Origin of the sequence: Pseudomonas sp. RW3S2, from assembly GCF_014268955.1 — a bacterium.
Classification (GTDB): Bacteria; Pseudomonadota; Gammaproteobacteria; order Pseudomonadales; family Pseudomonadaceae; genus Aquipseudomonas; species Aquipseudomonas wayambapalatensis.
Genome location: NZ_JABWRM010000022.1, coordinates 49,727 through 74,822 on the forward strand (window position 1 = coordinate 49,727; position 25,096 = coordinate 74,822).

At 65.0% G+C, this 25,096-nt stretch carries 25 protein-coding genes; 4 read left to right on the top strand and 21 right to left on the bottom strand.

Translation table 11 applies throughout. The features are described 5' to 3' along the window. Positions 1–2 precede the first annotated feature (2 nt). From sctR to HU748_RS23575, 10 genes are read right to left on the bottom strand one after another with little or no spacing between them, the layout of a single operon-like run. Positions 3–659 carry a type III secretion system export apparatus subunit SctR gene (sctR, locus tag HU748_RS23530; protein WP_063543624.1) on the bottom strand — a complete coding sequence of 219 codons (657 nt, stop codon included), beginning with the start codon at positions 657–659 and terminating at the stop codon, positions 3–5. Then, positions 656–1,684, bottom strand: coding sequence for a FliM/FliN family flagellar motor switch protein (locus tag HU748_RS23535; RefSeq protein ID WP_186722153.1), 1,029 nt, complete (start codon positions 1,682–1,684; stop codon positions 656–658). The genes sctR and HU748_RS23535 overlap by 4 nt, the downstream gene beginning before the upstream one ends. Then, positions 1,681–2,154, bottom strand: a complete 474-nt coding sequence (locus HU748_RS23540) for a YscO family type III secretion system apparatus protein (protein WP_186722155.1) — start codon at positions 2,152–2,154, stop codon at positions 1,681–1,683. Before HU748_RS23540 ends, HU748_RS23535 begins: the two co-directional genes overlap by 4 nt. Positions 2,155–2,167: 13 nt before the next feature. Beyond that, positions 2,168–3,490: a FliI/YscN family ATPase gene (locus tag HU748_RS23545; RefSeq protein WP_186722157.1), complete on the bottom strand. Its 1,323-nt coding sequence runs from the start codon at positions 3,488–3,490 to the stop codon at positions 2,168–2,170. Beyond that, positions 3,487–4,077, bottom strand: coding sequence for a FliH/SctL family protein (locus tag HU748_RS23550; RefSeq protein ID WP_186666933.1), 591 nt, complete (start codon positions 4,075–4,077; stop codon positions 3,487–3,489). The genes HU748_RS23545 and HU748_RS23550 overlap by 4 nt, the downstream gene beginning before the upstream one ends. Then, entirely contained in the window at positions 4,074–4,700 is a 627-nt protein-coding gene (locus HU748_RS23555) for a type III secretion protein (RefSeq protein WP_186722159.1), read from the bottom strand. Before HU748_RS23555 ends, HU748_RS23550 begins: the two co-directional genes overlap by 4 nt. Beyond that, a complete protein-coding gene (gene sctJ / locus HU748_RS23560; RefSeq protein ID WP_186722161.1) occupies positions 4,697–5,479 on the bottom strand; it encodes a type III secretion inner membrane ring lipoprotein SctJ in 783 nt (260 codons plus the stop codon). The genes HU748_RS23555 and sctJ overlap by 4 nt, the downstream gene beginning before the upstream one ends. Before the next feature lie 4 nt (positions 5,480–5,483). Next, positions 5,484–5,918: a hypothetical protein gene (locus tag HU748_RS23565; protein ID WP_186722163.1), complete on the bottom strand. Its 435-nt coding sequence runs from the start codon at positions 5,916–5,918 to the stop codon at positions 5,484–5,486. A 6-nt stretch (positions 5,919–5,924) separates the two neighbouring features. Beyond that, positions 5,925–6,140, bottom strand: coding sequence for a hypothetical protein (locus HU748_RS23570; RefSeq protein WP_186666937.1), 216 nt, complete (start codon positions 6,138–6,140; stop codon positions 5,925–5,927). A gap of 22 nt (positions 6,141–6,162) precedes the next feature. After that, a complete protein-coding gene (locus HU748_RS23575) occupies positions 6,163–6,741 on the bottom strand; it encodes a type III secretion protein (RefSeq protein ID WP_186666938.1) in 579 nt (192 codons plus the stop codon). Positions 6,742–6,853: 112 nt separating this feature from the next. On the opposite strand from HU748_RS23575, the gene HU748_RS23580 reads away from it, so the two are divergent. Further along, the gene (locus HU748_RS23580) at positions 6,854–7,639 is read left to right on the top strand and encodes a tetratricopeptide repeat protein (protein ID WP_186666939.1); all 786 of its coding nucleotides are present in this window, start codon (positions 6,854–6,856) and stop codon (positions 7,637–7,639) included. 20 nt (positions 7,640–7,659) lie between these two features. Here HU748_RS23580 and HU748_RS23585 read toward each other — a convergent pair whose 3' ends face one another. From HU748_RS23585 to HU748_RS23620, 8 genes are all read right to left on the bottom strand, one after another. Continuing rightward, entirely contained in the window at positions 7,660–8,094 is a 435-nt protein-coding gene (locus HU748_RS23585) for a hypothetical protein (RefSeq protein WP_238343444.1), read from the bottom strand. A 14-nt stretch (positions 8,095–8,108) separates the two neighbouring features. Continuing rightward, on the bottom strand, positions 8,109–9,431 hold the full coding sequence (locus HU748_RS23590; protein ID WP_186722165.1) for a type II and III secretion system protein family protein: 1,323 nt from the start codon (positions 9,429–9,431) through the stop codon (positions 8,109–8,111). Then, positions 9,428–11,569 carry a type III secretion system export apparatus subunit SctV gene (sctV, locus tag HU748_RS23595; protein ID WP_186722167.1) on the bottom strand — a complete coding sequence of 714 codons (2,142 nt, stop codon included), beginning with the start codon at positions 11,567–11,569 and terminating at the stop codon, positions 9,428–9,430. The genes HU748_RS23590 and sctV overlap by 4 nt, the downstream gene beginning before the upstream one ends. Then, positions 11,566–11,904: a tetratricopeptide repeat protein gene (locus tag HU748_RS23600; RefSeq protein ID WP_054892878.1), complete on the bottom strand. Its 339-nt coding sequence runs from the start codon at positions 11,902–11,904 to the stop codon at positions 11,566–11,568. Before HU748_RS23600 ends, sctV begins: the two co-directional genes overlap by 4 nt. Next, positions 11,901–12,263 carry a hypothetical protein gene (locus HU748_RS23605; RefSeq protein ID WP_186708430.1) on the bottom strand — a complete coding sequence of 121 codons (363 nt, stop codon included), beginning with the start codon at positions 12,261–12,263 and terminating at the stop codon, positions 11,901–11,903. The genes HU748_RS23600 and HU748_RS23605 overlap by 4 nt, the downstream gene beginning before the upstream one ends. Before the next feature lie 8 nt (positions 12,264–12,271). After that, positions 12,272–13,201 carry an FHA domain-containing protein gene (locus HU748_RS23610; protein WP_186708433.1) on the bottom strand — a complete coding sequence of 310 codons (930 nt, stop codon included), beginning with the start codon at positions 13,199–13,201 and terminating at the stop codon, positions 12,272–12,274. A 111-nt stretch (positions 13,202–13,312) separates the two neighbouring features. Next, complete coding sequence (locus HU748_RS23615; RefSeq protein ID WP_186666944.1) at positions 13,313–13,477, bottom strand: hypothetical protein; 165 nt, start codon at positions 13,475–13,477, stop codon at positions 13,313–13,315. A gap of 414 nt (positions 13,478–13,891) precedes the next feature. Continuing rightward, a complete protein-coding gene (locus HU748_RS23620) occupies positions 13,892–14,677 on the bottom strand; it encodes a helix-turn-helix transcriptional regulator (RefSeq protein WP_054892881.1) in 786 nt (261 codons plus the stop codon). A gap of 177 nt (positions 14,678–14,854) precedes the next feature. Between HU748_RS23620 and HU748_RS23625 the strand changes: the two genes are divergently transcribed. Continuing rightward, positions 14,855–15,676, top strand: a complete 822-nt coding sequence (locus HU748_RS23625; RefSeq protein ID WP_186666945.1) for a carbon-nitrogen hydrolase family protein — start codon at positions 14,855–14,857, stop codon at positions 15,674–15,676. Positions 15,677–15,806: 130 nt separating this feature from the next. Continuing rightward, positions 15,807–17,129 carry an APC family permease gene (locus HU748_RS23630; RefSeq protein ID WP_186666946.1) on the top strand — a complete coding sequence of 441 codons (1,323 nt, stop codon included), beginning with the start codon at positions 15,807–15,809 and terminating at the stop codon, positions 17,127–17,129. A gap of 44 nt (positions 17,130–17,173) precedes the next feature. Here HU748_RS23630 and HU748_RS23635 read toward each other — a convergent pair whose 3' ends face one another. From HU748_RS23635 to HU748_RS23645, 3 genes are read right to left on the bottom strand one after another with little or no spacing between them, the layout of a single operon-like run. Next, on the bottom strand, positions 17,174–19,396 hold the full coding sequence (locus HU748_RS23635) for a GMC family oxidoreductase (protein WP_186666947.1): 2,223 nt from the start codon (positions 19,394–19,396) through the stop codon (positions 17,174–17,176). Further along, complete coding sequence (locus HU748_RS23640; RefSeq protein ID WP_186666948.1) at positions 19,393–19,890, bottom strand: sorbitol dehydrogenase; 498 nt, start codon at positions 19,888–19,890, stop codon at positions 19,393–19,395. Before HU748_RS23640 ends, HU748_RS23635 begins: the two co-directional genes overlap by 4 nt. 4 nt (positions 19,891–19,894) lie before the next feature. Then, a complete protein-coding gene (locus HU748_RS23645) occupies positions 19,895–21,247 on the bottom strand; it encodes a cytochrome C (RefSeq protein WP_186666949.1) in 1,353 nt (450 codons plus the stop codon). A gap of 473 nt (positions 21,248–21,720) precedes the next feature. Between HU748_RS23645 and HU748_RS23650 the strand changes: the two genes are divergently transcribed. After that, positions 21,721–25,002: a hypothetical protein gene (locus HU748_RS23650; protein WP_238343448.1), complete on the top strand. Its 3,282-nt coding sequence runs from the start codon at positions 21,721–21,723 to the stop codon at positions 25,000–25,002. The last annotated feature ends 94 nt before the right edge of the window (positions 25,003–25,096 follow it).

Genomic DNA, 25,096 nt, shown 5'->3' on the forward strand with positions numbered 1-25,096 from the left:
GCTCAGCTCCCGTAGCTCAGAATCAGACCATGCATCAAGCGCGACCAGCCGCTCAGCGCAACGAAGAGGAACAGCTTCAGCGGTATCGAGATCAGCGTCGGCGACACCATCGACATGCCCATCGCCATCAACACGTTGGACACCAGCAGGTCGACCACCAGGAAGGGGATATACAACAGGAAACCGATCTCGAACGCCCGCGTCAGCTCTGAGCTGACGAACGCCGGGATCAGCACTACCAGATCGTCGTCGCGCAACTCGGCCCGGGCCTCTTCGGACCAAACGTTCTGCGTGGCCTGCACGAAGAAGCCGCGCTCGCTCTCGTTGGCGAAGCGCGACAGGTGCGCCTGCAAGGGTGGCCTGATCGCCTCGCCCAGCTCCTTGAGCTGCTCGGCGTTCTCCAGTTGCAGGCCGTGGCTTTGCGCGGCCCGGTACATGTCGCCGATCACCGGCGTGGTGACGTACACCGACAGGATCAGCGCGATGCCATAGAGCACCAGGTTCGGCGGCGTCTGCTGCACACCCAGGGCGTTGCGGATCAGGAACAGCACCACGGAGATCTTCAGGAACCCGGTCAGGGTCACCACCGCCAGCGGAATCAGGCCGATGGAGGCGACGACCAGGATGATCTCGATCAGGTTTGGCTGGTAGCCACTCATGATGCGGCAAAGCTCAGCAGGCGCACGCCCAGGCCGTCGCCGATCTTCACCAATTGGCCTTGGCCGACGCGACGGCCGTTGATCATCAGGTCGACGCCTTCGTGCATGCGCGGTGCCAGCTCCAGCACGCTGCCCACGCCCAGCTCGCGCAGTTGCGCCAGGCTCAACTCGACGCTGCCGACCTGGCAGACCAGTTTCAGTTGCAGCTCGTCAAGGCTGCTGTCCAGGCTCGGCCCGGTGCCCTGTTCGCTCATGTGTCGCTCCTTCAAGGCAAGCGCGGTGATAGGGGGTTCGAGTAGTTGCAGGCGTCGTCCGTCGCGCTGCACACGGGCCCGCCACTGGTCGTCCAGGTGCAGGCGCAGATGATCGTTCGACCAGGGGTCGAGCATGACCACATCGCCCGGCAGCAGGCTGCGCAGCTCGGCCAGGCTGAGCCAGGCTTCGCCGCCGTCGACGCCCAGCGTCAGCGCCAGGCCACCGAGGTCGTGGGGCATGGGGGTGGGATGCTGTTCCAGCAATAGGGCGATCTCGGCCCAGGTCGCTGTATCGCAGCGCAATTGCACCGCCAGCGCGCTGTCACCCAGGTGCACCGCCAGGTCAAGGCTCAGCGGCGCCAGCTCGACGCACTGCGCGAGCGCGCGGTCGAGCACGCGGATGGGCTGCGCGAACAACTGCTCCAACGGCGCGATCAGCGTCAGCAGCGCCTGCTCCAGCAACAGCGCCGCGGGCAGGCTCGGCAGCACCATCCCCTCGGGCAAGCCGAGCAGATCGAGGGCACGGGCCGGCACACGCAGTTGCACGGGCGACTCGCCCAGCGACAGCCACAACTCAAGCTGGGGTTCATCCATCACCGCCCCACTCGACGCCCAGGTGACACTCAACGCCGCCTCGCCCAACTGCCCGTGCCAGGGCTGGCGCGGCCGATGCAGGCGCTGGTGCAGGGCCTGCCACTGCGGGTCAAGGCACTCCAGGCTGTGCTCGAAGGCCAGCGCGTCGGCGGGCACCTCGGTGGTCTGGAGGGTCAAGGCGTGAGATCCAGCAAGGGGGCAAACAGGTCTTCGCCTTCATCCTGCGCTTCCCCGACGCGGCGCTCGCCCAAGGCGTGACCTTCGACCAGGGAATCCCAGGCATCGGCCTGGCGCTGGCGAGCGACATGGGCCTGACGCAGGCTCTCCTGGGTCTGCTCCTGCTGCTGGTGATAGTCGTGGGCCTCGTCCAGATTACCCAGCAGCGTCTCCTGTTCGTCCTCCAGCTCCGACAGGTGCACTTGCGCGGCAAGCCAGGCCTTGACCGACAGCCCCTCGCTGAAGCGACCGTAGAGTTTTTCCGCCTCGAGCGCAGAGGTTTCCCGCGCCAGGCACAGCCGCTGGCGGGCGTCGTCGAGGGCCGCATGGGTTTGGCGACAGAGCTGGCGCTGCGCGGCCAGTTGCGCCGACGCCCGTTGTTCACGCAATTGGCGCAGGGTCTGCAGGCTTTTCAGTTCGTGACTCTTCATGGGCGCTCCTCATTCATGCCAGCACCTTGCGCATGTGATCCAGGGTTTGTCGGGCGCCGCTCGGCTCCGCCGCCGACTGGCGCAGGAAAGCTTCGATCGCGGCGTGGCGGGCGATCGCTTCGTCCGCCAGTGGGTCGCTGCCGGCGGCGTATTCACCGATGCGGATCAGCATTTCGATATCGTTGCGCCGCGCCATCAGCTCGCGCATGCGCATGGCCAGCTGGCGTTGCTCAGGGCTGGCGACCTGCTCCATCAGGCGGCTGCGGCTGCGCAGCACATCGATGGCGGGAAAATGGTTGCGCTGGGCAAGCTCGGCGCTGAGCACCACATGGCCGTCGAGAATCGAGCGCGCCTCCTCGGCCACCGGATCGGTCGCCGCGTCGCCTTCGGTGAGCACCGTGTACAGCGCCGTGATGCTGCCCCGGGCTGCGGGGCCGGCACGCTCCAGCAGGCGCGGCAGGGCCGAGAAGAACGACGGCGGATAACCGCGACGGGTCGGCGGCTCGCCCACCGCCAGGCCGATCTCGCGCTGGGCGCGGGCGAAGCGGGTCAGGCTGTCCATCAGCAGCAGCACGTTGCGGCCCTGGTCGCGGTGATACTCGGCCAGCACCGTCGCCACATAGGCGGCGCGGGCACGCTCGGCGGCCGGCCGGTCGGAAGTGGCGACCACCGCCACGGTGCGCGCGCGGGCCTGGGCATCGAGCTGCACGTCGAGCAGCTCGCGCACTTCGCGGCCACGCTCGCCGATCAGGCCGATCACCACCACGTCGGCATCGGTGTTGCGCACCATGCTGGCGAGCAGCGACGACTTGCCCACCCCCGGCTCACCGAACAGGCCCATGCGCTGGCCACGGCCAAGGGTCAGCAGCCCGTCGATGGCGCGAACCCCCACCGACAACGGCTCGACGATCACCTGCCGGGCGAAGGGTTCAGGCGGCTCGGCCTGCAGCGGATAACGGCGCATCGGCCCCAGCGGCGGCTGGCGATCACCATCGAGGTAATCGCCCATGGGGCTGATGACCCGCCCCAACTGGCCATCGCCCACGCTCACCCCCAGCGCCTCGCCGGTGGCCGTGATCTCGGTGTGCGTCGACAAGCCTTCGAGCGAGCCGATCGGCGAGAGAATCGCCTCGTCGCCATCGAAACCGATGACCTCTGCCGCCAGGGCGCGACCACTGGACGGGTCGTGCAGGCGGCACAGCTCGCCGATGCGCACCCCGGCGACGCTGGCACGCAGCAACACACCACGAATGCTGCGGATGGTGCCCTTCATCGGCCGTGGCCGGGCATCGCCCAGGCGCGCGTGCAGGCGCGGCAACAACGCTTGCAAGCTCACGGCGTCACCTCGGCGAACGGCAACAGGCTACGGCGCAGCGCCTGCAACTGGGCGTCCAGCCCCAGCTCCACCGAGCCGACCGGGCTGCTCAGGCGAGCCTGACCGGGCTGCAATTGATCATCGGACTCCACGGCGATCGTCGCCAGGCCATCCGTTTCGCCGTGCATGCGGCGGCGCACGGCCTCGACCTCCAGGCGCGGCACGAACAGCGTCAGCGCCTGGTCCTGGCGAAACGCAACCAGCGCCTTGCGTGTGCACAGCACGATGCGCTCGGCGTCCCCCAGGCTCTCCAGCACTTCGCGGGCAATGCCCAGGGCTAAGTCGGCCAGGCTGTTTTCCAGCCCCGCCAGGTAGGCCTCGACCTTGGCGGCAGTGTCGGCCAGCAATTCGCTGACTGCCTCGGCGCCTTTGGCGCGGCCGAGTTCAAAACCCTCGGCGCGGGCCTGCTCCAGCCAGCGGGCGCTGTCTTCACGGATACGTTCGGCCTCATCGCGGGCGGCCTGCAGGTAATCGCGTCCATCGGTCCAGGCCTGGACCTCGGCGGCACGCAGAATGCGCGACGCCGGACGGCTGGGCAGCTGACTCATTGCACGCTCTCCCGGTTCTCGGACAACGGCATCAGCAAGGCGGCGACCCGACGCACGATGCCAGGGTCGGCCAACGATGCCGAACCTTCCGCCACAGGCATCGGCAGGCGCAATTGCAGCCAATCGCGCAGGTCGGCGGGCTGCTCGTCGAACCAGGCCTGCACACAGCGCGCACCGTCGTGATCGATGGCGGTCAGCAGGTCGTCAGGCTGGCGCAACAGGTCCATTGCCCCGCCCCATTGGCGGTGAGCAATGGCCAGGCCGAAGACCTCATGCCCAAGACCCTGACGCAGGTGCTCGACCACCTCGCGACGGATTTCCCGGCCCAAGGTCGCACCATGCCAGATGGCCCCACACAGGCGCGGCAAACGGGCGAAGTCCTGCGGCGCCAGCAGCAATACCGGCAGGTCCTGTTCGGTCGGTTGCGACACCTGATCCAACGGCTGCAACTGGAAGTGCGCCAGCATCAGCGCCTGCAGGCGCGCGTGGAAACGCGGCGACTCGATCAATGCCTGGATCTGCGCACCGGCGACGTTCTCGGCGAAACAGCGGCGCAGGTGGCGCCGGTCGACAAAGGCCAGAGGCTGCCCCAGCAGGGCCTGCCATTGGGGCATCAGGCTCATGGCGCCTCCGACAGGCTGTACAGCGCACGACCACGACGCTGCTGCCAGTGTCGCCAGCCCAACAGCCCGGCGAGGGCCAGCGCCACCAGCAGGCTGCCACCGAGCAGCAGACGCGCGCGGGACGCATCTTGCTCTAGCATCCAGATGCCCATCACGCTGACCAGGCGCGGCTGCCCCTCGTCTTCGCTCCTGGGGGCCGCAGCCTTGATCGCTGTCACCGACACACCGTCATAGCTGAGCCCGGAAATGCCGTTGGCGACCAGGGTCTTGATCTGCGGGATCAGCGGATTGATGTCGGTGTTGGCGTCATAGCGCACCAGCACCGAGGCCGACGACGGGGAAATCACCCGCTTGAGCAAGTCGTTGTCCGGCAGCACCACATGTACCCGCGCCGAGACGATGCCGTCGATCTGCGAGACGCTGTGCGACAGCTCTTCGCTCAGGGCGTAGACCATCTGCGCACGCTCCTGCACCGGCGAGGACACCAGGCCATTGCTCTTGAACACTTCGCCCAGGTTGGAGAACGACTGCCCCGGCAGCCCGGCCTCGTCGAGGCGGGCCATGGCGTCGGCAAAGCGACGCTCGTCCACCACGATCTTCATCTGGCCGTTGTCCTGGACCTTGCGCGAGGCCGGTATGCCATCGCGCAGCAACACCGCGAGCATGGCATTGGCCTCGCGCTCGCTGAGGTTGCTGTACAAGTCCATGTCACAGGCCTGCAACAGGCTGGCCAGGGCGACGACGATCAGCACACGCAGGGCTCGCCAACGACGGGTCATCGATTCATTGTCCTTTGAGCAGGGTGTTGGCGGAGCCGGAAACCTGGGTCGCGCCACGCACCACCATCTGGGTTTCGATGGAGTAGTCGAACATCCGCCCGAGGGACTCGACGATGTTCGCGACCTGGGTCTCTCCGACCTTGGGCGTGCCCTCGGCGCCCGGCGCCATGAACGGCGACGAGCCCACGGCCGGGCTCGACGATGGCATCGCTGGGCCGCCATGGCTAAGCAACTCGGCCCGAGCGCTGAAGGTGCGCGAACGGTCGATGAAACCATCCAGGCGCTGCATCAGGCTCTCACCGATCTGGTGAGGACTGGCACCTTCAGGCATGCCCTTGGCGCTGTTGGCCATGTGTTCGAAGAGGTTCTGGGAGGCACCAAGCCCCCCTTGTCCTCCTGACGGCGGCAGTGCCGCCGTAGTCGCAAGACTGGCTGTCATGGCCGCTTACTCATCGTCGTCCGAGGACTGGGCTTCGTTCAGCATTTCCTGCGCCTTGGGCATGATGATGAACTGCCCGCCGATCATCACGGCCTGGTTCACCAGCGCCTCCTGGAAGCTTGGATCGTCAGAGGCGTCCTGGGATTTGCCGAGCGCAGCATCGAAGCGCGCTTCAGCGCTGCTCGGGGTGCTGCCGGGGGTATCGATCGGGGTAACGGCCATGGGGCTTCTCCTGGTTGGTTTTTCAGTGATCGCTGACGCTGGCGCCGCGGAACACCCGGATACCCCGGGAGGCTGCGGACGTCGCGACGGGTTGGGGTCGGTTGTCGAGGTGCTGCTGGATCATGTTCAGGTAGGCGGGCGGTCCGGACACCAGCAGCTCGTCGCGGTCGGCGCCAGGGCGTTGCGACAACTGGCGGCCGTACACATCGAGGCTTTGCAGGTAGTCGCGCAACTGCTCCAGGTCCAACCCGGGCTGGCGACGGAACAAGCGCGTGGCCACTTCATCGTTGCTATTGATGTAGAGCACGTTGCCGTCGTAGTACCAACCCAGCGCGTTGCTGTCGCACAGCTGGGTGAGGAATTCGCCGGCAGTGCTGCTGCGCAGTGGGCTGCGAGCCTTGCCGCGGACCTTGTCGGACACCACCACGACCTGCTCCAGGTTCTGCCCGAACTCGCTCAGGGCGCCGCGCAGGTCCTGGTCGACCAGGGCGTAGGCATAGGGTTGGGCGAACCAGGCGGGGTCACCCTTGCCTTCATCGCTGCGCGCAGGCAACGACAGCACGACCAGCAACAAACCGATGAGCCAGAGCGAGTTACGCATGTGCAATCACCTCTTTGGCAGAGGTCACAGGTGTGAAATCGTATGAAGCGCAGTCGAATTCACACATCAAGTCGCTAGAATGGCCACTCAGTCGCCCGGTCGAGTCCTTTCCATGCCCAAGCGTTTGCCGTCCACCCTGCTTCTGATCGCCAGCACCTTGCTCGGTGCCTGCACCAGCCAGCCACACAGTGCCGACGATGGCTACGATCGCCTCATGCACCTGGCGGGCGATCTGCAGCAGCGCGGCGATACCGCCTCGGCTGCTGCGCTCTACCAGAATGCCGCGCAGCAACCTGGGCGCCATCCCGAAGCCTGGCAGAAGCTGGGCGACACCACGCTGGCCGCGGGCGATGCGCGCGCGGCCGAGCGGGCCTACCAGCAGGCGCTTGAACTGCAGCCGGACAACCTCGACGCCCTGCTGGGGCTGGGCAGCGCCCAACTGCGCCAGGGCAAGCTGGAGCGTGCGGTCACGTCCCTGAGCCAGGCGGCCGAACGTGGCAACCGCGCCGATGCCTGGAACCGTCTGGGCATCGCGCAGATCCTGCGCGGCCAGGCCGTTGCCGCCCAAGGTGCATTCGCCAAGAGCGTGGCGCTGGCACCGAACGACCTCGACACCCGCTGCAACCTGGCCCTGGCCTACGCCCTGGGCGGTCAGGCGCAACGGGCCCTGGACACCGTGCGCGTGGTCGGCCAGTCGCCCCGTGCCCTGCCCCGGCACCAGCGCAACGAACTGTTGGTCACCGTACTGGCCGGTCGCGAGCAGGACGTCGCCGGCCTGCCCCTGGACGATCTCTCCGCCAGCGAACGCCAGACGCTGCTCAACGAAGCCCGGCGCATCAAGGCGATCCCGGATGCCCAGGCCCAGGCCCGCGAGCTGGGCCTGGTGGACGGTCGCTAGCATCTGCACATGCGCGCGTTTCATTGCTTCTCCTGGCGATCGGCGCGCGCTTGCTGTTCATCCTGGCGTCGACGCAGCTCGGCGCGATCGTAACCTTCGATATAGACCTGCGCGGCGCGTCCCACGGGCGCCGCCATGGTCGGGCCGGTCGGCCGACCCTGGGCCAGGTCGTCCGGCTGCTCGACCATGCGCATCAGCGTGAGGTTGTTGGCGCAGCCCGGCGGCAGCAGCGGCACGAAGTCCTCTTCGAGGCCGAAATCATCCTTGCTCGCCGGTTTCAGGCATTCCACCGGCAGGATCTCGGTGCTGCCGTTGGCCAGTGTCTTGTGCTGGAAATCAGGGGAGTAGGAGACCGGCTCCAGGTGTGTCTGGCAGCCAGCCAGCAGTGCCAATGGCAACAGCCAGCAGAGCCCGGCGGGGGCGCTGATCATCGGCTTGGAAAAAATCGATTTCATGGTCACCCCCAAAGTCAGTTCATGTAGAAGCCGAACTTGCCGCCACTGCGTGGCCCCGCCGAAGCGGTCGCAGGGCCCGGCAGGGCATCGAGGGGGGTGGCCAGGTCGCGCTCGCGGGTCGGCTGGACCAGGTACGGGGTGATCAGGATCACCAGCTCCGTCTCGTTGCGCTGGAAGCGCTTGGAGCGGAACAGGTTGCCCAGGATCGGCATGTCGCCGAGCATCGGCACCTTGTCCATGTCCTGGCTGCTTTCGCGCTGGAACAGGCCTGCAATGGCAAAGGTCTGGCCGCTGCCGACCTCGACCCGGGTATCGGCACGCCGCACGCGGAACGACGGCACCCGGTAGCCGTTGACGTCGGTGGTGTCCGAGCCCATCAGGCTGCTGACCTCGGGGCGCACCTGCAGGGCGATATGGCCGTTGGGCAACAGCGTCGGGCTGAACAGCAGCGACACACCGAAAGGCTTGTACTCGATGCCCACCAGGTCACGGTTGACCGGCACCGGCACGGGGATTTCGCCGCCCGCCAGGAAGCTTGCGGTCTGCCCGGTCATGGCGGTGATGTTCGGCTCGGCGAGGATCTGCAGCACGCCATTGCTCTGCAGGGCTTCAAGTATCGAGTCGATGTTGACGTTGCCCGAACTGAGGCCGGCGCTGATGACGTTCGATGCACCGCTGGCGGCGTCGGCGGCAAGGCGACCACCGGTGATCAAGCCAAAGGAAAAGGTGCCGTTGTTGAACAGTGCGTTCCAGCTCACCCCGTAGCGCAGCAGCTCGGAACGCGAGACTTCGGCAAAGCGCACGCGGATGTTGACCTGGGCAGAACCGGCATAGGTCGCGGCGTTGACCGCTGGCACCGGGCTCTGGTTGTCGAGCAGTGCATTGAGGTCACTGGCTTCGCCGACATCCCTGACCAAACCCTTGGCCACCAGCTGATTACCCACGGCGCTGACCTGCGCGCCGCTGGCCGGATGCAGGTCCTGCAGCGGACGGCTGACGCTCTGGGTGGCGTTGTTCACCGACAGGCTCAAGGCCGCCAATTGCTTGCCCGCGTCGTCAAGAGCAATCAGGCTGGTCTGCCCCGGCGCCTTGCCGAACACGTAGATCACCCCGTCGGACACCACTTGCAGGTCGGCGATTCCCGGCTCGGCGACCAGCACCGACGCCACCGGCGCTTTGAAATGCAGCACCCTGCCCTCGCCCGATGCCAGGTCCAGGCGGCCATGGCTGCCGGCCGCGATCTCATCGGCAGTGGCCAGGAAGGACAGCAGCAACCCGACCAGGCCGAGCCACAGCCGGTAATGAAGCACAGCGCCAATGCGTGATGAACCGATCATGAAGCACTCGCCAGAGAAGTGACCGAGGCACCGCTGGTGGAGCGGCGTTGAGAGGTGTCGCCAAGTTCGAGAGTGCCCACGGCCTGCAGGTTGTATTCACCGGCCAACTCGCGGAACGACAGCACAGCCAGCTCCAGGTCTCCACGCAGCACCAGGCGGCGCAGATAGCGGCGCAATTCCGGGTGTACCAGCAGCACACTGGTGCGGTCTTCGGGCAGGCGCTCGCAGGCCTGGCGCAGTTGCAGCATCAAGGCGCGGCTGACCTGCTCGGGAATCGCCTCGCGACTACCGTCCTGACGCCGTATCCCAGTGCGCAACTGCTGCTCCAGCACCGGCGCCAGCACCAGGGCGCTGATCACCCGGTTGCGGTCGGCATATTGGTGGCTGATCTGTCGGGCCAGCGCTGCGCGCAGGTGTTCGGCCAGGTGCGCGGCGTCGGCATCGCGGCCTCCCCAATCGACCATGGCCTCAAGCAAGGCGCGCTGGTTGCGGATCGACACACCCTCTGCAACCAGGTAGCGCAGGGCTTCGGCCATACGCTGCAACGACAGGTTGCGCAGCACTTCCTTGATCAGCTCGCCATAGCTGCCCTCGATGCTTTCCAGCAGCGCACGGGTCTCCTGAATGCCGAGGAAATCTGCCGCGTAGCGGCGCAGGGTGCGCTCGACCGTCGCCCGCAGGACTTCCTCGGGGAGCATGAAACCGACGCCCGCCTGTTCCAGACGCTCCTGGTACTCACGAGCGATCCAGTGGGCGCTGCGCGCGGCCAGGGGCGAGTCGGCTTCGATCATCGGGATGTCGAGCAACTGCACATTGACTGGGTCGTCCCTGAGCAGCAGGCAATCGGCAGGCAGTTCACCTTCGCTCACCGGCACGCCTTCAAGTTCGATGACGAAGCGCTGGGCGGCGCTCTTGGCGTCCACATGCACGGCGGCCAGGGGCACATCGATGCCGAGCTCGCCACGGATCTCGTGGCACAGCGCCTCGAAGCGCTGGCGTAGCGGCTGCTCCGGCGCACTGGTCGCAAGGCCCGGCCCCATGACCAGGAGGATACGGCAGTCGAGCGGCTTGCTCGCCGACACGCTGGCCTCCACCGTCGGCATCTGGGGTTCGTCCTCGGCCTCCGGTGTTTGCACAGGCTCAGCCTGCTCGATCGCCTGGCGACGCTTGAGGTAGAACGCCGAGCCACCCAGCACTGCGGCAAGCACGAAGAACACCGCCGCCGGGAAGCCCGGCAGCAGGCCGATGCCCAGCAGGATCAATGCAGTGAGAAACAAGGCACGATGGCTGGCGCCCAACTGGCGAATGATCTCCGTCCCCAGGTCACCGCTGGCACCGTCGCTGTTGACGCGGGTCACCACGGTGCCGGCCGCCACCGAAATCAGCAGCGCCGGAATCTGTGCGATCAGGCCGTCACCGACGGTCAGCAGCGAATAGGTGTGCACTGCGGTGCCGAACGGCATGTCGCGCTCGACCATGCCGATCAGCATGCCGCCCAGCAGGTTCACCGCGAGGATCACCAGGCCGGCGATGGCGTCGCCCTTGACGAACTTCATCGCACCGTCCATGGCGCCGAACATCTGGCTTTCACGCTCCAGGCGCGAACGACGGCGACGGGCTTCGGCCTGGTCGATGTCGCCGTTGCGCAGGTCGTTGTCAATGCTCATCTGCTTGCCGGGCATGGCATCGAGGGTGAAGCGCGCGGCCACCTCGGCAACCCGCTCGGCACCCTTGGTGATGACCACGAACTGCGCCACGGTGATGATCAGGAACACCACCAGGCCGACCACCACCTGGCCGGCGATGACGAAGTCACCGAACGCCTGGACGATATGGCCGGCATCGCCGTGCAGCAGGATCAGCCGCGTGGTGGTGATCGACAGCGACAGGCGGAACAGGGTGCTCAGCAGGATCAGCGGCGGCAGCGCCGAGAACTCCACCGAGTGGTTGATATAGAAAGCGACGATCAGGATCAGCATGCTCAGGGCGATGTTCAGGCCGATCAGGCCGTCGACCAGATAGGTCGGCAGCGGGATGATCATCATCGCGATGGCCATCAGCATGAACGACACGATGATCACGTCGGTGCGCTGGGAGGCCGCACGCGCCAGGCCGTTGAGGCGATCGAGCGGGCTCATCGGGCGGCCCTGCGTGCACTGAGGTAGCGCTTGAAGCACTGGCGCGCTTCGTCCTTGCGCCCGCCGCGCCACAGGGCATGGCTGCGCAGCAGCAACAGGCCGGGTGATTCGCCTTCCTGCTCGGTGAGGCGGTCGAGCGCGTTCAGGGCACGACTGGCGTTGCCGCTGTCGGTGAAGGCCATGGCCAGGTAGCGCAGCAGCGTGCCGTCCTGCGGGGCCATCTGCGCGGCGATCAACAGCATCACCAGCGCGCGCTGGGGCTGACCGCTGCGGCGGTAGAGGTCGCCCAGGCCCTTGAGTAGCTCGATGCTGTCGTGTCGTTCGCGGGACATCATGGTTCCTGCACCTCGGCGCGTTGCTGCTCCAGGGACTGGCGCAGGTGTATCTCTTCACGAAGCAGGTCTTCGGCCAGATCGCGGATCTCCGGTTCGGCATCCAGCGACGGCATGACTTCGTCCAGCAGGTACTGCAGCAGGTCCAGCGCACGGGTGCCGCTGAACAGGTCCGGGTTGATCTCCTCGCCGGCGCACGCTTGCTCGAGCTCTGCGCGCAGCGAGCGGCGACCAGCCACTTCACGCTTGCCCAGCAACGCATCGAAGCGAGCATTGGGGCGCGCCTGCAGCGGGCGCACGGCCTCGACGGAGGGGGTCTTTTCGGTGGAAGACGGCAACAATGGCCGCGGTTCGATCCTCATGCTCGGTCCTATAGGGTCAGGGTGAAGCGTTCTTCACCCCTGGCCAGGATCACCTGGTCGCTGTCGATACGTTCCAGCATCCAGCCGTCGGCCAAGGCCGCGCCGGGATAGAGGCGCTTGCCGCTTTCGCTGATCACATAGGGGTTGTTGCCGAACCACACCGCCTGGAAGCGCACCCGTGGACGGGCGACATCGGCCTGGGCGGTGACCGTGCTGTGCAGCATCACCTGCTGGCCGTAGCGCTGGTCGTAGTCCTGGCGTACGGCGAGCCAGCGCGCCTTCTGCGTCAGGTCCAGGCGCCCCTCGGCCAGCAGTTGCCCGCCTGCTTCGCTGAGCCGTACGCCTTCCAGGCCGTTGACCTGCAGCTGCTGCCCCAGCCATTGATGGGCCTGCGCCAGCGAAGGCAGCTGCGGTGCACGCGGCGCAGGCATCACGCTGGCGGCCAGGGGTTTGGGTGGCTCGCCACGCACGGCGTAGGCGAAGGCGCAGATCAGCATCAGGCCCAGCGCCAGCGCAACGTGGGTACGGGTGAATGCCGAGGCGTTCTGGGGCTGTGCGATCGCGGCAGCGGCGCGCGCGAGCTGTTCGTGCTCCAGGCTCAACCGCGCCTCACCCAAGGCGATACGCAGCGGCAACTGAGCGCGATAACCGCTGCCCAGCGGAACGATGATCGCCCGTCCCTGCTGGTCTTCGACCCGCACTTCGCCGCCCACGGCCTCGACCGCGACCTTGCCGTCAGCCAGGCGCAATACCAGGTGGCGGGGCTCGACGCCCGGGTCATTGAGAATGAAGTCGGCATCAGGTGTGCTGCCGAAGGTGTACTGGGTGCCGTCCAGACTGATCCGGCCACCCTGGTGCAGACCCTGGGTGACGCTGAGGACCGGCTTGGAGGCTGTCGCGCCACCGGTGACGGCGGCCAGAGCAGTAAGGGCTGTCATGGGCGGGGCACCACCGTGAATAACACGGACAACGGCCATTCAGGCCCTTGCCGAAAAATGCGTCGTTGCAAGACATGCGGGCGGAGCAACCTCCGCCCGCAGGGCACAACGTCAGTTCTGCGGACGCTGTTTGGTGGCGTCGAGCTCAGCCTTCTTTGCCGTGGTCAGCTCGGTGATCTTGGCCGACTTCTCGATAGCCATGTTGAAAGTGGCTTCCATCTTGGCGATTGCTGCGTCTGCGCCGCCACCGCTGCTTGCTGGAGGTACGTTGCTCATGGTGATACTCCTTCAGGATAGGGATTCATAAGAAGCCGCTTTGAGGCGGGTAGAAGTCCGTGCAAGACAGCGCCTGAGGGGAAGTCTGGCAGTCGCTCTCTAACACGGGGCCCATGTTAGGCAATGAATATTCGCCACTGCTGTGAAACGTTGTGAAAGGTTGGGAAAACTCTTGATACAAACCACCAGATAGCACCTTTACACAGGCTACAAGCCAGGCACAGCAAGGCCTTCAGCTGAAAAGCCGAATACCTTTAAATGTCTCGGATGGGGTAAAATGCGCTGTATTTCTGGTCGAAACAGCCGGCAGTCAAGTTCAGCTATCGAACAAACTTAGTCACTCAGGAGGCATGACAGGGCAAATATTACAAGGCGGCAGGATGAACGGATAAATAATCACTTCTGTGAACTCAATCAACTTTGCGCCTGTAGAAACAGCGAAAACAACTCGGACTGTGACTTGATCCCCAATTTGCTGTACATGTGCTTGCGGTGCACTTTCACGGTCTCGGCGGATATCGCCAGCTTGCGCGCGATCTCCTTGCTCGAACAACCACTGAGCATCAAGCGCCCCACTTCCAGTTCCCGTGCAGTCAGGGGTGTCTGCAGCGCCTCGACGGTTTCCTCCAGGCGGCTCTGCCAGCGTGGCGCCGGTGGCGTGGCCTGCTCCAGCAATTCGCGCTCGAACGTCATGCGCTGGCGCATCAGCCCGGCCACCCAGGGGCGCAGCAAGTCGAGCAGGGTGATCTGCTCGGCGCTGAAACGCCCCTTGGTCCCCAACGACAGGCACAAGGTGCGCTCCTTCTCCAGCTGCACATTGAACTGCACCTCGTCGGCGACCACGTTCAGGCGAAAGTAGCGCTGGTAGTAGTCGGTCTGCTCGAAGCACTCCGGCGCCACGTCCGCCAATTGGAACAGGCCGCTGCCCGGCGCCTCGCGGCTGGCGATGTAGAACGGATCGAGCAGGTACAGGCCCTTGAGGTAGTCCTGGAACAGCGGGTCGGGCCCGCCGTCCTCGCCAGGACACTCGGCGAACACTTGCGGTCTACCATTGCTGAAGAGCAAGGCCACCCAGCTGTCGAACGGCACATACTGATCGAGCAGGCGCACCAGGGCGAGCCAGAAGCCGGGCTTGTCGAGTGTCTCGACCAGGTGACCGACCGAGCGGTGCCAGGCCAGGTCCTGCAGCGTAAGGTTCATGCCTCTACCCCTGTTGGGTTACCACGTGGGCGTAATTACCCCCGATACGGTGGCCGACGCATACTCGGGCAAGCCTTGCCTCGGTCCGATGCGCATTCTGACCGTTTTTCACCGGGCGGTCATGTCACCGCCATGGCTCGGGCATTTCAATAAAAGATTGGGTCTATGAGAACAGCAATGAAGGTCGAACTCGTGCAACTGGTGGGCCGCGACGGTGACACCGCCTACAACCTGAGCCGCACCCTGGAGGCGATCCACGCCTGCCCTGCCGGCACCGACCTGGTGGTCTTCCCTGAAACCCAGCTGATGGGGTTCCCCAGCGAGGACAACATCGCAACCCTCGCCGAGCCCCTCGACGGCCCCAGCGTGCGCGCCGTGCAACAGGCAGCGCGCGAACGTGACGTCGGCGTGGTGGTCGGCATGGCCGAAGCGGGAGACGACGGCCGCTTCTACAACACCACCCTGCTGATCACCGCTGAAGGCATCGCCCTGAAGTACCGCAAGACCCACCTGTGGGCGTCGGACCGCGGCATCTTCACCCCGGGCGACCGCTACGCCACTGCGCTGTTCAAGGGGGTGCGGGTGGGCTTGCTGATCTGCTTCGACATCGAGTTCCCCGAAAGCGCCCGCGCCCTCGGCCAACTGGGCGTCGAGCTGATCCTGGTGACCAACGGCAACATGGACCCCTATGGGCCGACCCACCGTACCGCGATCAGTGGCCGCGCCATGGAAAACCAGGCGTTTGCAGTGATGGTCAACCGCGTCGGCGAGGGGGATGGCGCCCTGGTGTTCGCCGGCGGCAGCGCGGTGGTCGACCCATACGGGCAGTTGCTCTGCGAAGCCGGGCGCGAGGAGTGCCGCATCGGGCTGGAACTGGACCTGGCGCAACTGGATGTTGCCCGTCGCGACTACAGCTATCTGGCCGAGCGACGCTTCGTCCTGCCGGGCGAAGTGCGCGAGCACGATAACGGCCTGCGCGAGCTGGTGATCGGGGCCTGAACACCAGGTCCTGTGCCGGCAATCAGCTCCTGTTCCCACACAGGTATCGGCGCCAGCCTTGGGTCTGGTGCAAGACGATTGCTCGCACATTCGAACTCTGCATAACAAACATAATCTGGAGTAAGCAGTAATGGCCCGACTCAAGCGAACCCTTTCGCTCAGTGCGGTGGTGCTGTTTGGCATCGCCTACATGACCCCGATCATCGTCCTCGGGACCTTCGGCATCCTCGCCGACACCACCGGCGGCGTGGTGCCCTCGGCGTACCTCGCCGCCTCCGTCGCCATGCTGTTCACCGCCCTGAGCTACGGGCGCATGGCCGCCGCCTTCCCGGTGGCGGGCTCGGCCTACACCTATGTGCGCAAGTCGATCAGCCCGAAACTGGGTTTCCTGGCCGGCTGGGGTGTGCTGCTCGACTACCTGTTCCTGCCCATGGCCATCTGGCTGATCGGCGCGGCCTACCTGCACTCGGCCTTCCCCGCCGTGCCGCAAGCCGTCTGGGTGCTGGCGTTCATCGGCGTGACCACGGCGATCAACGTGGTCGGCCTGCGCCTGGCGAAGAACATCAACGGCGCGCTGATGCTGGTGCAGTTCCTCGTTCTGGCGGCCTTCGTGGTGCTGGCGATCCACTATGTGCTGGGGGACGCGAGCAAACCGCTGTGGTCGCTGGAGCCGTTCTTCAAGGAAGGCGTGCAGTTGCCGCTGATCATGAGCGGTGCAGCGATTGCCTGCTATTCGTTCCTGGGCTTCGATGCGGTGAGCACCCTGACCGAGGAAACCCACGAGCCGCGCAAGAACATCCCGCGGGCGATCCTGCTGATTACCCTGATCGGTGGATTCCTGTTCATCGCCGCCAGCTACTTCGTGCAGCTTGCCCACCCCTCCACCCAGTTCGAAAACGCCGACTCGGCGGCCTACGAGATCGCCCGCAACATCGGTGGCGACCTGTTCGTCAGCCTGTTCCTGGTCGGTTTGATCGTCGGCCAGTTCACCTCGGGGCTGTCCGCCCAAGCCAGCGCCTCGCGCTTGCTGTTCGCCATGGGGCGTGACGGTGTACTGCCCAAGGCATTCTTCGGGCGCCTGAGCGAGCGCTTCGGCACCCCGGTCGGCAGCATCGTGCTGTGCGGCGTGGTGGCGCTGCTGGCGTTGCACATGGATGTCACCACCTCCACCTCGTTCATCAACTTCGGCGCCTTCCTGGCCTTCAGCCTGGTCAACCTGTCGGTGGTGTTCCACTACTGGATCGGCCGTGGCGAACGCGGGCCACGCGCGGTGCTGCTGTTCCTGGTGTTCCCGCTGATCGGCCTGGCGGCAGACCTGTGGCTGATGGTGAGCCTGGATCACCTGGCGATCTACCTGGGCCTGGCCTGGCTGGCGGCGGGAATCCTGTACCTGGCAGTGCTGACGGGTGGGTTCAGCAAGCAGCCGCCGGAGATGCATTTCGAAGAAGCGTGATCGGAGGGCACCGGCCACGCCGGTGCCCTTCCTGCCATCGCGGACTACAAGGATCCGAAGCTAAGCTCGACGCTCAAGCTGCCCAGGTTGTCGCGCAGACCAACCCCGTAACGCCCCTCCAGATCGTCATTGATGCACAGCTGCAACTCGCCCTTCTGGCCACGCGGCAACTGCACCTTGTCCCCTATCAGGAACGGCGTGCCGTTACTGCCGATACGGCCGATCAGCGCACCTTCGTTCTGCCCGGGCAAGGTATAGCCAGGTTTGGCGATCAAACCCGCATGACCACTGGCGCCCACGAACCCGGTAGCCGGGTTGGCTGTCCACTGCCCGCCCTTGCACACCGCCAACTGCCAACTGTGACCATTGACCTGCACACCGGTCCCCTGCCAGGCCTGGTTGGCCTGTACCTGCACGGTGCGCGCAAGCAGGTCGCTGGCCACCACATCGGCGGCCTGGAAGGTCAGCGCAGTGATGGTCAGGGTGGGGTTGGCGGTACCGGTGGTGGGGAACACACCGTCGCCGACCAGGAACAGGTTCTTGTGGTCCCAACTGCGCTGCTGCTTGTCGACCACCGATTTGCCCGGGTCGCTACCCATGCGGTAGGTGCCCATCAGGTGCCCGGCGCCGTAGAACGCATAGCGTTCGTTGCCATGGTCGAACACCGTTTGCGGTCCAGGTTCCTTTTTGGGGTGGAAGTCGGTCAACTCGCTGGCGCCCATCAGCTCAGTGATGATGTGCGTCGCGGCCAAACGCGCCTGCCTGAACCCTTCCTTGGTGTAGTCGGAGAAATCATATTCGATCTCCGGTCTAGCCAGCCCGAGGCCATCGGTGAGGGTATCGCTGACCTTCACTCGACACAGCGCCTTGTCCGGGTCTTTTTCCAACTGCTCGACCAGAAAGCCCAGGCGGAACTGGCGAGTCAGCACGCTGTTGAGCTGCTGCACCAGTGCCTGGCCAGACAGTGCCGACTTCTTGGGGTTGGTCCCGCCCTCGTTGGTCCCGTCGATGTAGTCGCAAACGGCCTTGTACGGATCCTCCTGCGACCAGTTCCAGCCCTCGTTGCCGATCTCGATACGCCAGGCCGCATGTTTCCTGCGAAAGTCGCCGTCACGCATTTCCTCGATGCCTGAAGTCGACAGCGGGCCACGGAACGGGAACAGCGGTTTACCCTCGGGCATCAGGCCCCAGGCCAGGTACACCGGATGGTCCGACAAGCCACAGCCAAGCTGCTTGCTGCTGTTGGCAACCCCATCCGGCCAATCCTTGCTCTTGGAATTGAGCAGCAGTTTCGGCGTCTCGATGGCATGGGCGGCGATGACGTAACGCTGGCCCTGGGCCACGCCATCATTGCGCTTGCCATCGGCCTGGTACTGGATGAACTCGATGCCACTGACTTGCTTGTCGGTCACCAGCACCTTGCTGGCCACGGTCTGGTAAAGGATGCGCACGTTGCCGGTGTCCAGCGCCTTGGCCATGGTCACGGTGGCATCGTACTTGGCCTGGATCGGGCAGATCGGCGTACAGCTGGTATTACCGGCACAGACCCGCCGCCCGTTGTCGTTCTGCGAGTTGCGTCCGGCCGGGGTCGGGCGCACCTTCAGCGTGATGCCGTTATAGAGCTTACCGTCGATTGCCTTGGCCACGCCCTGGTCGACCAGCGAAGGCGGGATGCCGTGCATGCGGTACTGGTAGCCCTCGGGGAAGGTCACGCCGAGATAGGACTGGGCCGCCACGTCGGCAGACACGCCCATCTCCTCCTCGGCGCGGCAGTACGCGGTCTGCAGGTCGGCATAGCTGATCGGCCAATCGACCCCGACGTTGTAGGCCGACTTCATGCGAAAGTCATTGGGCAACAGGCGCAGTGCGGTGCCCATCCAGTGCCACATGGTGCCGCCACCGACCCGCTCGTAGGTGCTGGCGAACAGCAGCGGCCCTTTCTGTACCAGATAGCTTTTCTCATCCTTGTGCGGGTCGTTGCTAGCGACCGTGATCACGTCCTTGATGGTCGCTCGGGGAGCGAACTGCTTGTCCGGGGTCTGCTCCATCTGCTCAGGCGGATACGGCGATTCGGGCGACTTGAGCACCGCGGTGTAGAAACGCTCCAGATACTCGCTGCGGTTCGGCGGAATCGCCGGCCCCGACTCCAGCACCAGTACCTTGAGCCCGGCCAGGCCCAACTGGTAGGCCATCACGCTGCCGGCCATGCCGGCGCCCACGACGATCACATCGGCTTGCTCGATGTTCTTGGCTTGTACGAGGCTCATGGCTGCTGCCCTTCCTTGGCTTTGACACCGGTGAATTGCTCGAGGGTTGGTGGCTGCTCGGCCCAGTAGCCGAAGTGATACTGGCTATAGCCCATGGGATGGGCCTGGGCGATCTTCCACGCCCAGCTTTCCTTGTAGGCCTGGTCGGAAACCACGTGGATATCACCTTTGGTTTTCTGCGCGTCCTTCAGGTCGTAGGGCTGGTACCAACTGCCCAGCAGCCAGAGCTTCATGATCGAACGCGCGCCCTGGGCGATCGGTGAATCCTTGCGGTCCAGAATGGCGGCGGCGATCTCTTTCTCGGGCCGGCCCTTGAGGCTGACAAACAGCTCCAGCAGATTGCTGAAGGCTGCCGCGCCCATGCCGCTTTGCGCTGTGGCGAAAAACACCGGTGGCAGGTTGACCGGGTCGTCGGACGGGGCAAGGTGGTCGCTGGACAGGCCCGTCAGCAGCGCCGAAAGCTCAATGAAGTTCTGCAGGTTCTGGTCGTTCATGGCATCACTCCTTGGCGCCAGTGGATTGGGCACGTTCAAGCAGGAAGGTGAAGTCCGCGAAGCTGGTACGCGGCGATTCAGTCACCCGGGTGGTCGCGTTGTTGTGGCACTCCATGCAGCTCGAAGACGCCTGCGGCACGGTGCCCTGGTTGTAGGTTTCCAGCGTGGCGTTGGCCAGGAAGCTTGGCGCCGGAGAGCCCAGGGGGTTGACCGGGTCCGGTACCTGGCACTTCGGATCCTTGGCGGGCTTGGTCGGCCATTGCGTACTGACCAGTTGGTAGTTGGCCCAGACCGTGCCGGCCAGCGCGCCTCGCCACTGCTGGTTGAGCGCCTGGGCGGCGGCAGTGATCGGAATCTCGCGCACGATCTGCGACGGCACGGCCTTCTTCGACGGATCCCACGGCAGCGCCGGCGGCTCGTTGATCGGCCGATCGGCCTTGGCGTCATAGAAAAGGTACGGCCCCTTGCGCTCACTCATAGGCGTAGTCTTTTCCGGCACGTTGCGCACGTGCTCGAACGTCGACCACACCCACTGCTGCGCGTCCTGGGTCTTGTGCACGATGTGCAGCCCGACCAGGCCGACCTTCTGTGCACTGCACGACTCGGGAATGAGCGCCCCTTTGTCCGGATCGTCATTGCCCGGGGTATAGACCAGGGCATCGACGGCATGGAACTCATCGGCCTTGTCGCTTGCATCAAGGACCTTCCAGGCCGACTTGACCATGATCGCGCCGACCCGCTTATCCTCGTTCGAACCGCAGGCAAAGGCGATGCGGTTGTCGCTCTTGCCGAGGAACGCCTGTTGCCCCTCCTTGCTGTAAAGGCCGTTGTTGACGATATCGTCGAACATCGGCTGGTTGACCATGATCGCGTTGCGCGTGTACTGCCCGCTCTGGTCGACCAGTGGGCCGGTCTTGAACGGCTGGATGAACTCATCGAGCACTCCGGCGACCTTGCCCATCTGCTGCAGCACAGGCAGGTTGCCCTTGCCCTCACAGGCCGCGGGAAGCGGGGCTTTCTCGTGCCAACCTACAGGTTTCTGCCCCTTGGGCAGGAAGATCTCGTAACTCTCCTTCCACGACTCCCACACCGTCGTTGTGTTCGGCTTGCCGATCGGCGCATCGGTGTCGGCACTGCCATCGGGCTTGGCCGGCCAGTTCAGGGCGACGAAGGTCTTCCACGACAACAGGTCGAAATCGTGCTGCAGGCTTTCAAGGGTAGGTGTGGGCGGTACCACGACGGTGACATCGAAGGGAATCTGCGGCGACAGCACGGGGCTGTCTGCCACCGCGGCCACGGCCAGTACGCTGGTGAAGCCTGCACCCAGGCAGGCCAGGTGTTTCGGTCGTTTTCTCATTATCGTCTCCTCAGCAGATAAAGCGTCGGGACGACACAAGATGCGGGCCCTTCATGGTCCCAGTATTCAGCGTTATCCCTGACGCTGATTTGCAGGCTAGCTGGCCATTTGCCACAGGAAAAATAATCGGATTAACGGTAGGGTTATTGCCCTGCCGTACCGATCAGGACACCTGTTTCACGGATGTAAAACGTTGTGAATTCCCGCGCACTGAAATCTTTACTTACATTCTGTTCTGCTACCGTCGAGCCGCCTCGAGGGTCGCCGAGCGTCCAGCAACGCTGACACGCCTTGCGCCCTTTCTGCCCCGACGAAAGGAGTTTCACGGCATGTCGACCAGCCCTCTCACCCGCAGCGCCGACACCAAACTGTCAGAGCCACGCGATCATAAGCCCGCCGCCACCTTCCGCGTGCTGCTCGCCAACAGCGAGCGCAACGCCGACAGCTACCGCAGTGCCAAGCCCGACGAGCAGATGCCCACGCTGGGCGAGCTGGCCGCGATCGAAGCGCCCGGTGCCCAGGGGGCCGACACCGTGCGCTACGTGACGGCCGCAGGCGACCATGTGCTGGTCAGCAAGGCCACCACCCCCAAGCTCTACCAACAGATCGTCGAGGCCCGCCCGGCACTGGAGGCCATCGCCAAGAGCAAGCAGGACGGCTACGAACTGCTCGGCAAGGACGCCCAGGCCCCCGCCACCCTTGGTGACTACAAGGCCATCGGTGCCGCTGACGAAGTCGGCCCCGGCCTGATCCGCTACCAGACCGCCGACGGCAAGGCCTACATAGTCGCCGAGCAGGACAACCCTGACCTGTTCAAACAGGTCTCGCAGGACTACAAGGCACTTTCGGGCATCAACCGCAGCATCGCCGATGGCTACCAATGGGCCGGGGCCGACCAGCAGGTGCCCGGCACGCTTGGCGACTTCCGCGCCGTGGGCCCCGCCGAGGAAGTCGGGCCGGGCGTGATCCGTTACGAGACCCAGGATGGCAGCAAGTACGTGGTGTCCGAACGCGACAATCCCGAGCTGTTCAAGGCCGCCAGCAGTGCCTACGACAGCCTCTCGGGCCTGCAGGCCAGCGAAGCCGACGGCTACCGGCGCGCCACCGACAATGAAGTCTGGCCGCCCTTCGACGGTACGGCCATCGGTGCCCGCGACGAGGTGGGCCCGGACCTTATCCGCTATGAACACAATGGCGAGAAAGTCGTGGTCGCCCGCGACGACAACCCCAAGCTGTTCGATTACCTGGCCGGCCTGCATGAGGTCTACAGCGACCCGGCCAAGGCTGCCGACATCCGCACTGCACTGGACAACGGCGCAGTGCTGGCCGATGCCAACACACAGGCGCCGGGCCTGAACGACTACAAGGGTTTCGGCTGGACCACCGGCCAGGAAGACAACGTCCTCACCTACGAAACCCACGACGGCACCAAGGTCGTGGTCTCGCGCGACATCGCGCCGGAGCTGTTCAAGCAGGTGGCGACCGCCAACGATACCTGGGGCAAGATCCACGACAGCGAGAAGGACGGCTACAAGCTGGCCGGCCCCAACGATTTTCTCAAGAACAAAGACATGTCTTTCGGCTCGCCGGACGAGCTGGGCGATGGCCTGATCCGCTTCGAGACCGACGAGGGCAAGTTCATCGTCTCCAAGGAGCTCAGCCCACAGCTGTACGACGAAGTGCTCGGCAAATGGGAAGGCTGGACCAAGGGCGAGGTCGATGAGACCCGCAGCAAGTACAACCTGCCGCCGCGCGAGGAGCTCGATGCGCTCAATCTCAAGACCGGGGTCAAGGCCGATGAGAAGGACGCCTCCTCGCCCGAACTGACCGTGGGCGAGTTGGCCACCAAGGAGCTGCTCGACAGCTACCGCAAAGGCGTGCAGGACGGCTCGATCGCCAAGGACGACCCGCGTGCCAAGCTGGTCCGCGCCCTCGAGGCGCAGGCCGCCTACCAGAACGGCCGCGGCATCACCGGCTACGAGGAAGAGCCCGGCGCCTTCGGCGGCACCTGGCGGGTGTTCGACAAGGAACAGACCGCGCTCACCTCCGCCGACATGCACGACATCATCGACGGCGGCAAGCTCAAGGAGCAAATCAGCACCCTGTTCGCCGACGAGACCATCCAGAAGGACTACAAATCGAAGATGGACGATGCGCTCAACCGCATCCCCAACAAGGACGAGGTCAAGCAGAAGCTGCTCGACCTGACCAACAACCCCGACTACATCGCCTACCTCAAGGACCTGCAGAAGCAGGGCAAGGACCACGAGGCCAAGGAAGACCTCAACAATACGCTCTCGGCCTTGTCGTTGCTCGATCCGGAGGCGGCCACCAAGGCGGCCCAGTCGATCCAGGCCGACGGACTGACCAGCGACCTCAATGACCTGGTCGGCGACCCGAGCAAGATTTCCGACGAGAACAAGGAGCTGGCCACCAAGGACCTGTTCGGCCTGCTCAAGAGTGTGCTCAAGGGCTCACTGCTGGACATGCCGCGCCGCACCCAGGAAGTCATCGAGAAGTTTCTCGAAGAGGGGCTGCAGGGCAAGCAGAAATCCTCGGTGGTCACCAAGGTGCTGGAAGAGCTGTCGCAGATCGACATGGCCAAGGGCAGCATCAGCGAAGCCGACCTCAAGACCGTGCTGTCCAAGCCCTACGTGCCGATTGCCGACCGTGGCACCCTCGGCGAGGTGTTCAGCGCCCTCAACAGCAAGGGCATCCTCGGCACGCTGGGTGCCGGAGTGAACCTGTTCTCGGGCATCTATCAACTGGTCGGCCAGGGCGGCAAGCTGGGTGAGACCTGGCAGCAGCGTCTGTCGATCGCCAAGGACTTCGTCAGTTTCGCCGGCGCCGGCAGCCACTTCGCCAAGGTCGGCGATGCCATCGGCGGGCTGGTCGGCAAGAGCGGGTTGGTCGACTTCCTCGGCCTGGACAAGACGCTGCCGGAGATCTGGGGCAAGGGCGGTATTCAGGAGCCGAAATTCGAGTTCAAGCTCAGCGAGCTGCCGGCGAGCACCAAGGCCAAGATCGCCGAAGCGCTCGATACCCTGCCCGGCAGCAAGCTGGGGGACTTTTCCGATGTGCTCGGTGACGGCGCGGGCAACGCCAACGCCGCCAAGAACGCCTATGGCGGCATCACCCAGCGCCTGGAGGACGCGGTGTCGGCCTCCGGCACGGTCAAGCTGCCACCGGGCAAGGCAGCGAAGATTGCGGGTTCGGTGATCAAGGTACTGGGCCCGGCCACCGACCTCGCCGGTGGTTTCGCCGACATCGTGCTGGGGGCCTTCACCATCAAGAACGCGATCAAGGATGGCGACCCGCTGGCCAAGGCCTCCGGTGGCCTGCAGATCGCCGGCGGCGCCTTCGGTGCCTCGGCCGGTGTCCTCGGCGCTGCCAGCCTGTTCGGTGCAGGCACGGCTGCAGCGCTGACCGGGCCGTTCTTCCTGGTGGGCGTGGTGCTGGGGGTGATTGGCGGGATCATCGGTTACTTCGTCGATCACAACAAACGGCAGAAGGCCAGTGAGAAGGAAAACGACTGGTATCGGGATTTGGCGGCCGATGGGTTGTTGCAGGGCGACTGGGCGGACAAGGTCGAGTATGCCCACTATTCGATCCACCATTATGGCGACCGCGAGGCGCCGGAGGATGACAGCCTGTTCCGCTTCCAGGAGGCCGAATGGAAGCATTTCGACGAGACGCCGCAGAAGAATGGCTCGTCGAGCAACCGCCTGGACGACAAGTTGCACGTGGATCATTGAGCCACTGATTGCAATCCATCCCTGTGGGAGCGGCGGTTCGGCGCCCCGACTTGCCCGCGAAAAGAACGCCGCGGTGAATGGCACCGGCTTCGCC

Excerpts from the sequence above, each read along its gene's own strand:
- sctR (WP_063543624.1), bottom strand. The coding sequence starts at position 659 with ATGAGTGGCTACCAGCCAAACCTGATCGAGATCATCCTGGTCGTCGCC.
- sctV (WP_186722167.1), bottom strand. The coding sequence starts at position 11,569 with ATGAGCCCGCTCGATCGCCTCAACGGCCTGGCGCGTGCGGCCTCCCAG.
- HU748_RS23580 (WP_186666939.1), top strand. The coding sequence starts at position 6,854 with ATGCCCAAGCGTTTGCCGTCCACCCTGCTTCTGATCGCCAGCACCTTG.
- HU748_RS23650 (WP_238343448.1), top strand. The coding sequence starts at position 21,721 with ATGCCCACGCTGGGCGAGCTGGCCGCGATCGAAGCGCCCGGTGCCCAG.
- HU748_RS23645 (WP_186666949.1), bottom strand. The coding sequence starts at position 21,247 with ATGAGAAAACGACCGAAACACCTGGCCTGCCTGGGTGCAGGCTTCACC.
- HU748_RS23590 (WP_186722165.1), bottom strand. The coding sequence starts at position 9,431 with ATGATCGGTTCATCACGCATTGGCGCTGTGCTTCATTACCGGCTGTGG.
- HU748_RS23635 (WP_186666947.1), bottom strand. The coding sequence starts at position 19,396 with ATGAGCCTCGTACAAGCCAAGAACATCGAGCAAGCCGATGTGATCGTC.
- HU748_RS23625 (WP_186666945.1), top strand. The coding sequence starts at position 14,855 with ATGAAGGTCGAACTCGTGCAACTGGTGGGCCGCGACGGTGACACCGCC.
- HU748_RS23540 (WP_186722155.1), bottom strand. The coding sequence starts at position 2,154 with ATGAAGAGTCACGAACTGAAAAGCCTGCAGACCCTGCGCCAATTGCGT.
- sctJ (WP_186722161.1), bottom strand. The coding sequence starts at position 5,479 with ATGACCCGTCGTTGGCGAGCCCTGCGTGTGCTGATCGTCGTCGCCCTG.
- HU748_RS23565 (WP_186722163.1), bottom strand. The coding sequence starts at position 5,918 with ATGACAGCCAGTCTTGCGACTACGGCGGCACTGCCGCCGTCAGGAGGA.
- HU748_RS23620 (WP_054892881.1), bottom strand. The coding sequence starts at position 14,677 with ATGAACCTTACGCTGCAGGACCTGGCCTGGCACCGCTCGGTCGGTCAC.
- HU748_RS23575 (WP_186666938.1), bottom strand. The coding sequence starts at position 6,741 with ATGCGTAACTCGCTCTGGCTCATCGGTTTGTTGCTGGTCGTGCTGTCG.
- HU748_RS23585 (WP_238343444.1), bottom strand. The coding sequence starts at position 8,094 with ATGAAATCGATTTTTTCCAAGCCGATGATCAGCGCCCCCGCCGGGCTC.
- HU748_RS23630 (WP_186666946.1), top strand. The coding sequence starts at position 15,807 with ATGGCCCGACTCAAGCGAACCCTTTCGCTCAGTGCGGTGGTGCTGTTT.
- HU748_RS23600 (WP_054892878.1), bottom strand. The coding sequence starts at position 11,904 with ATGATGTCCCGCGAACGACACGACAGCATCGAGCTACTCAAGGGCCTG.
- HU748_RS23555 (WP_186722159.1), bottom strand. The coding sequence starts at position 4,700 with ATGAGCCTGATGCCCCAATGGCAGGCCCTGCTGGGGCAGCCTCTGGCC.
- HU748_RS23610 (WP_186708433.1), bottom strand. The coding sequence starts at position 13,201 with ATGACAGCCCTTACTGCTCTGGCCGCCGTCACCGGTGGCGCGACAGCC.
- HU748_RS23570 (WP_186666937.1), bottom strand. The coding sequence starts at position 6,140 with ATGGCCGTTACCCCGATCGATACCCCCGGCAGCACCCCGAGCAGCGCT.
- HU748_RS23605 (WP_186708430.1), bottom strand. The coding sequence starts at position 12,263 with ATGAGGATCGAACCGCGGCCATTGTTGCCGTCTTCCACCGAAAAGACC.
- HU748_RS23550 (WP_186666933.1), bottom strand. The coding sequence starts at position 4,077 with ATGAGTCAGCTGCCCAGCCGTCCGGCGTCGCGCATTCTGCGTGCCGCC.
- HU748_RS23640 (WP_186666948.1), bottom strand. The coding sequence starts at position 19,890 with ATGAACGACCAGAACCTGCAGAACTTCATTGAGCTTTCGGCGCTGCTG.
- HU748_RS23615 (WP_186666944.1), bottom strand. The coding sequence starts at position 13,477 with ATGAGCAACGTACCTCCAGCAAGCAGCGGTGGCGGCGCAGACGCAGCA.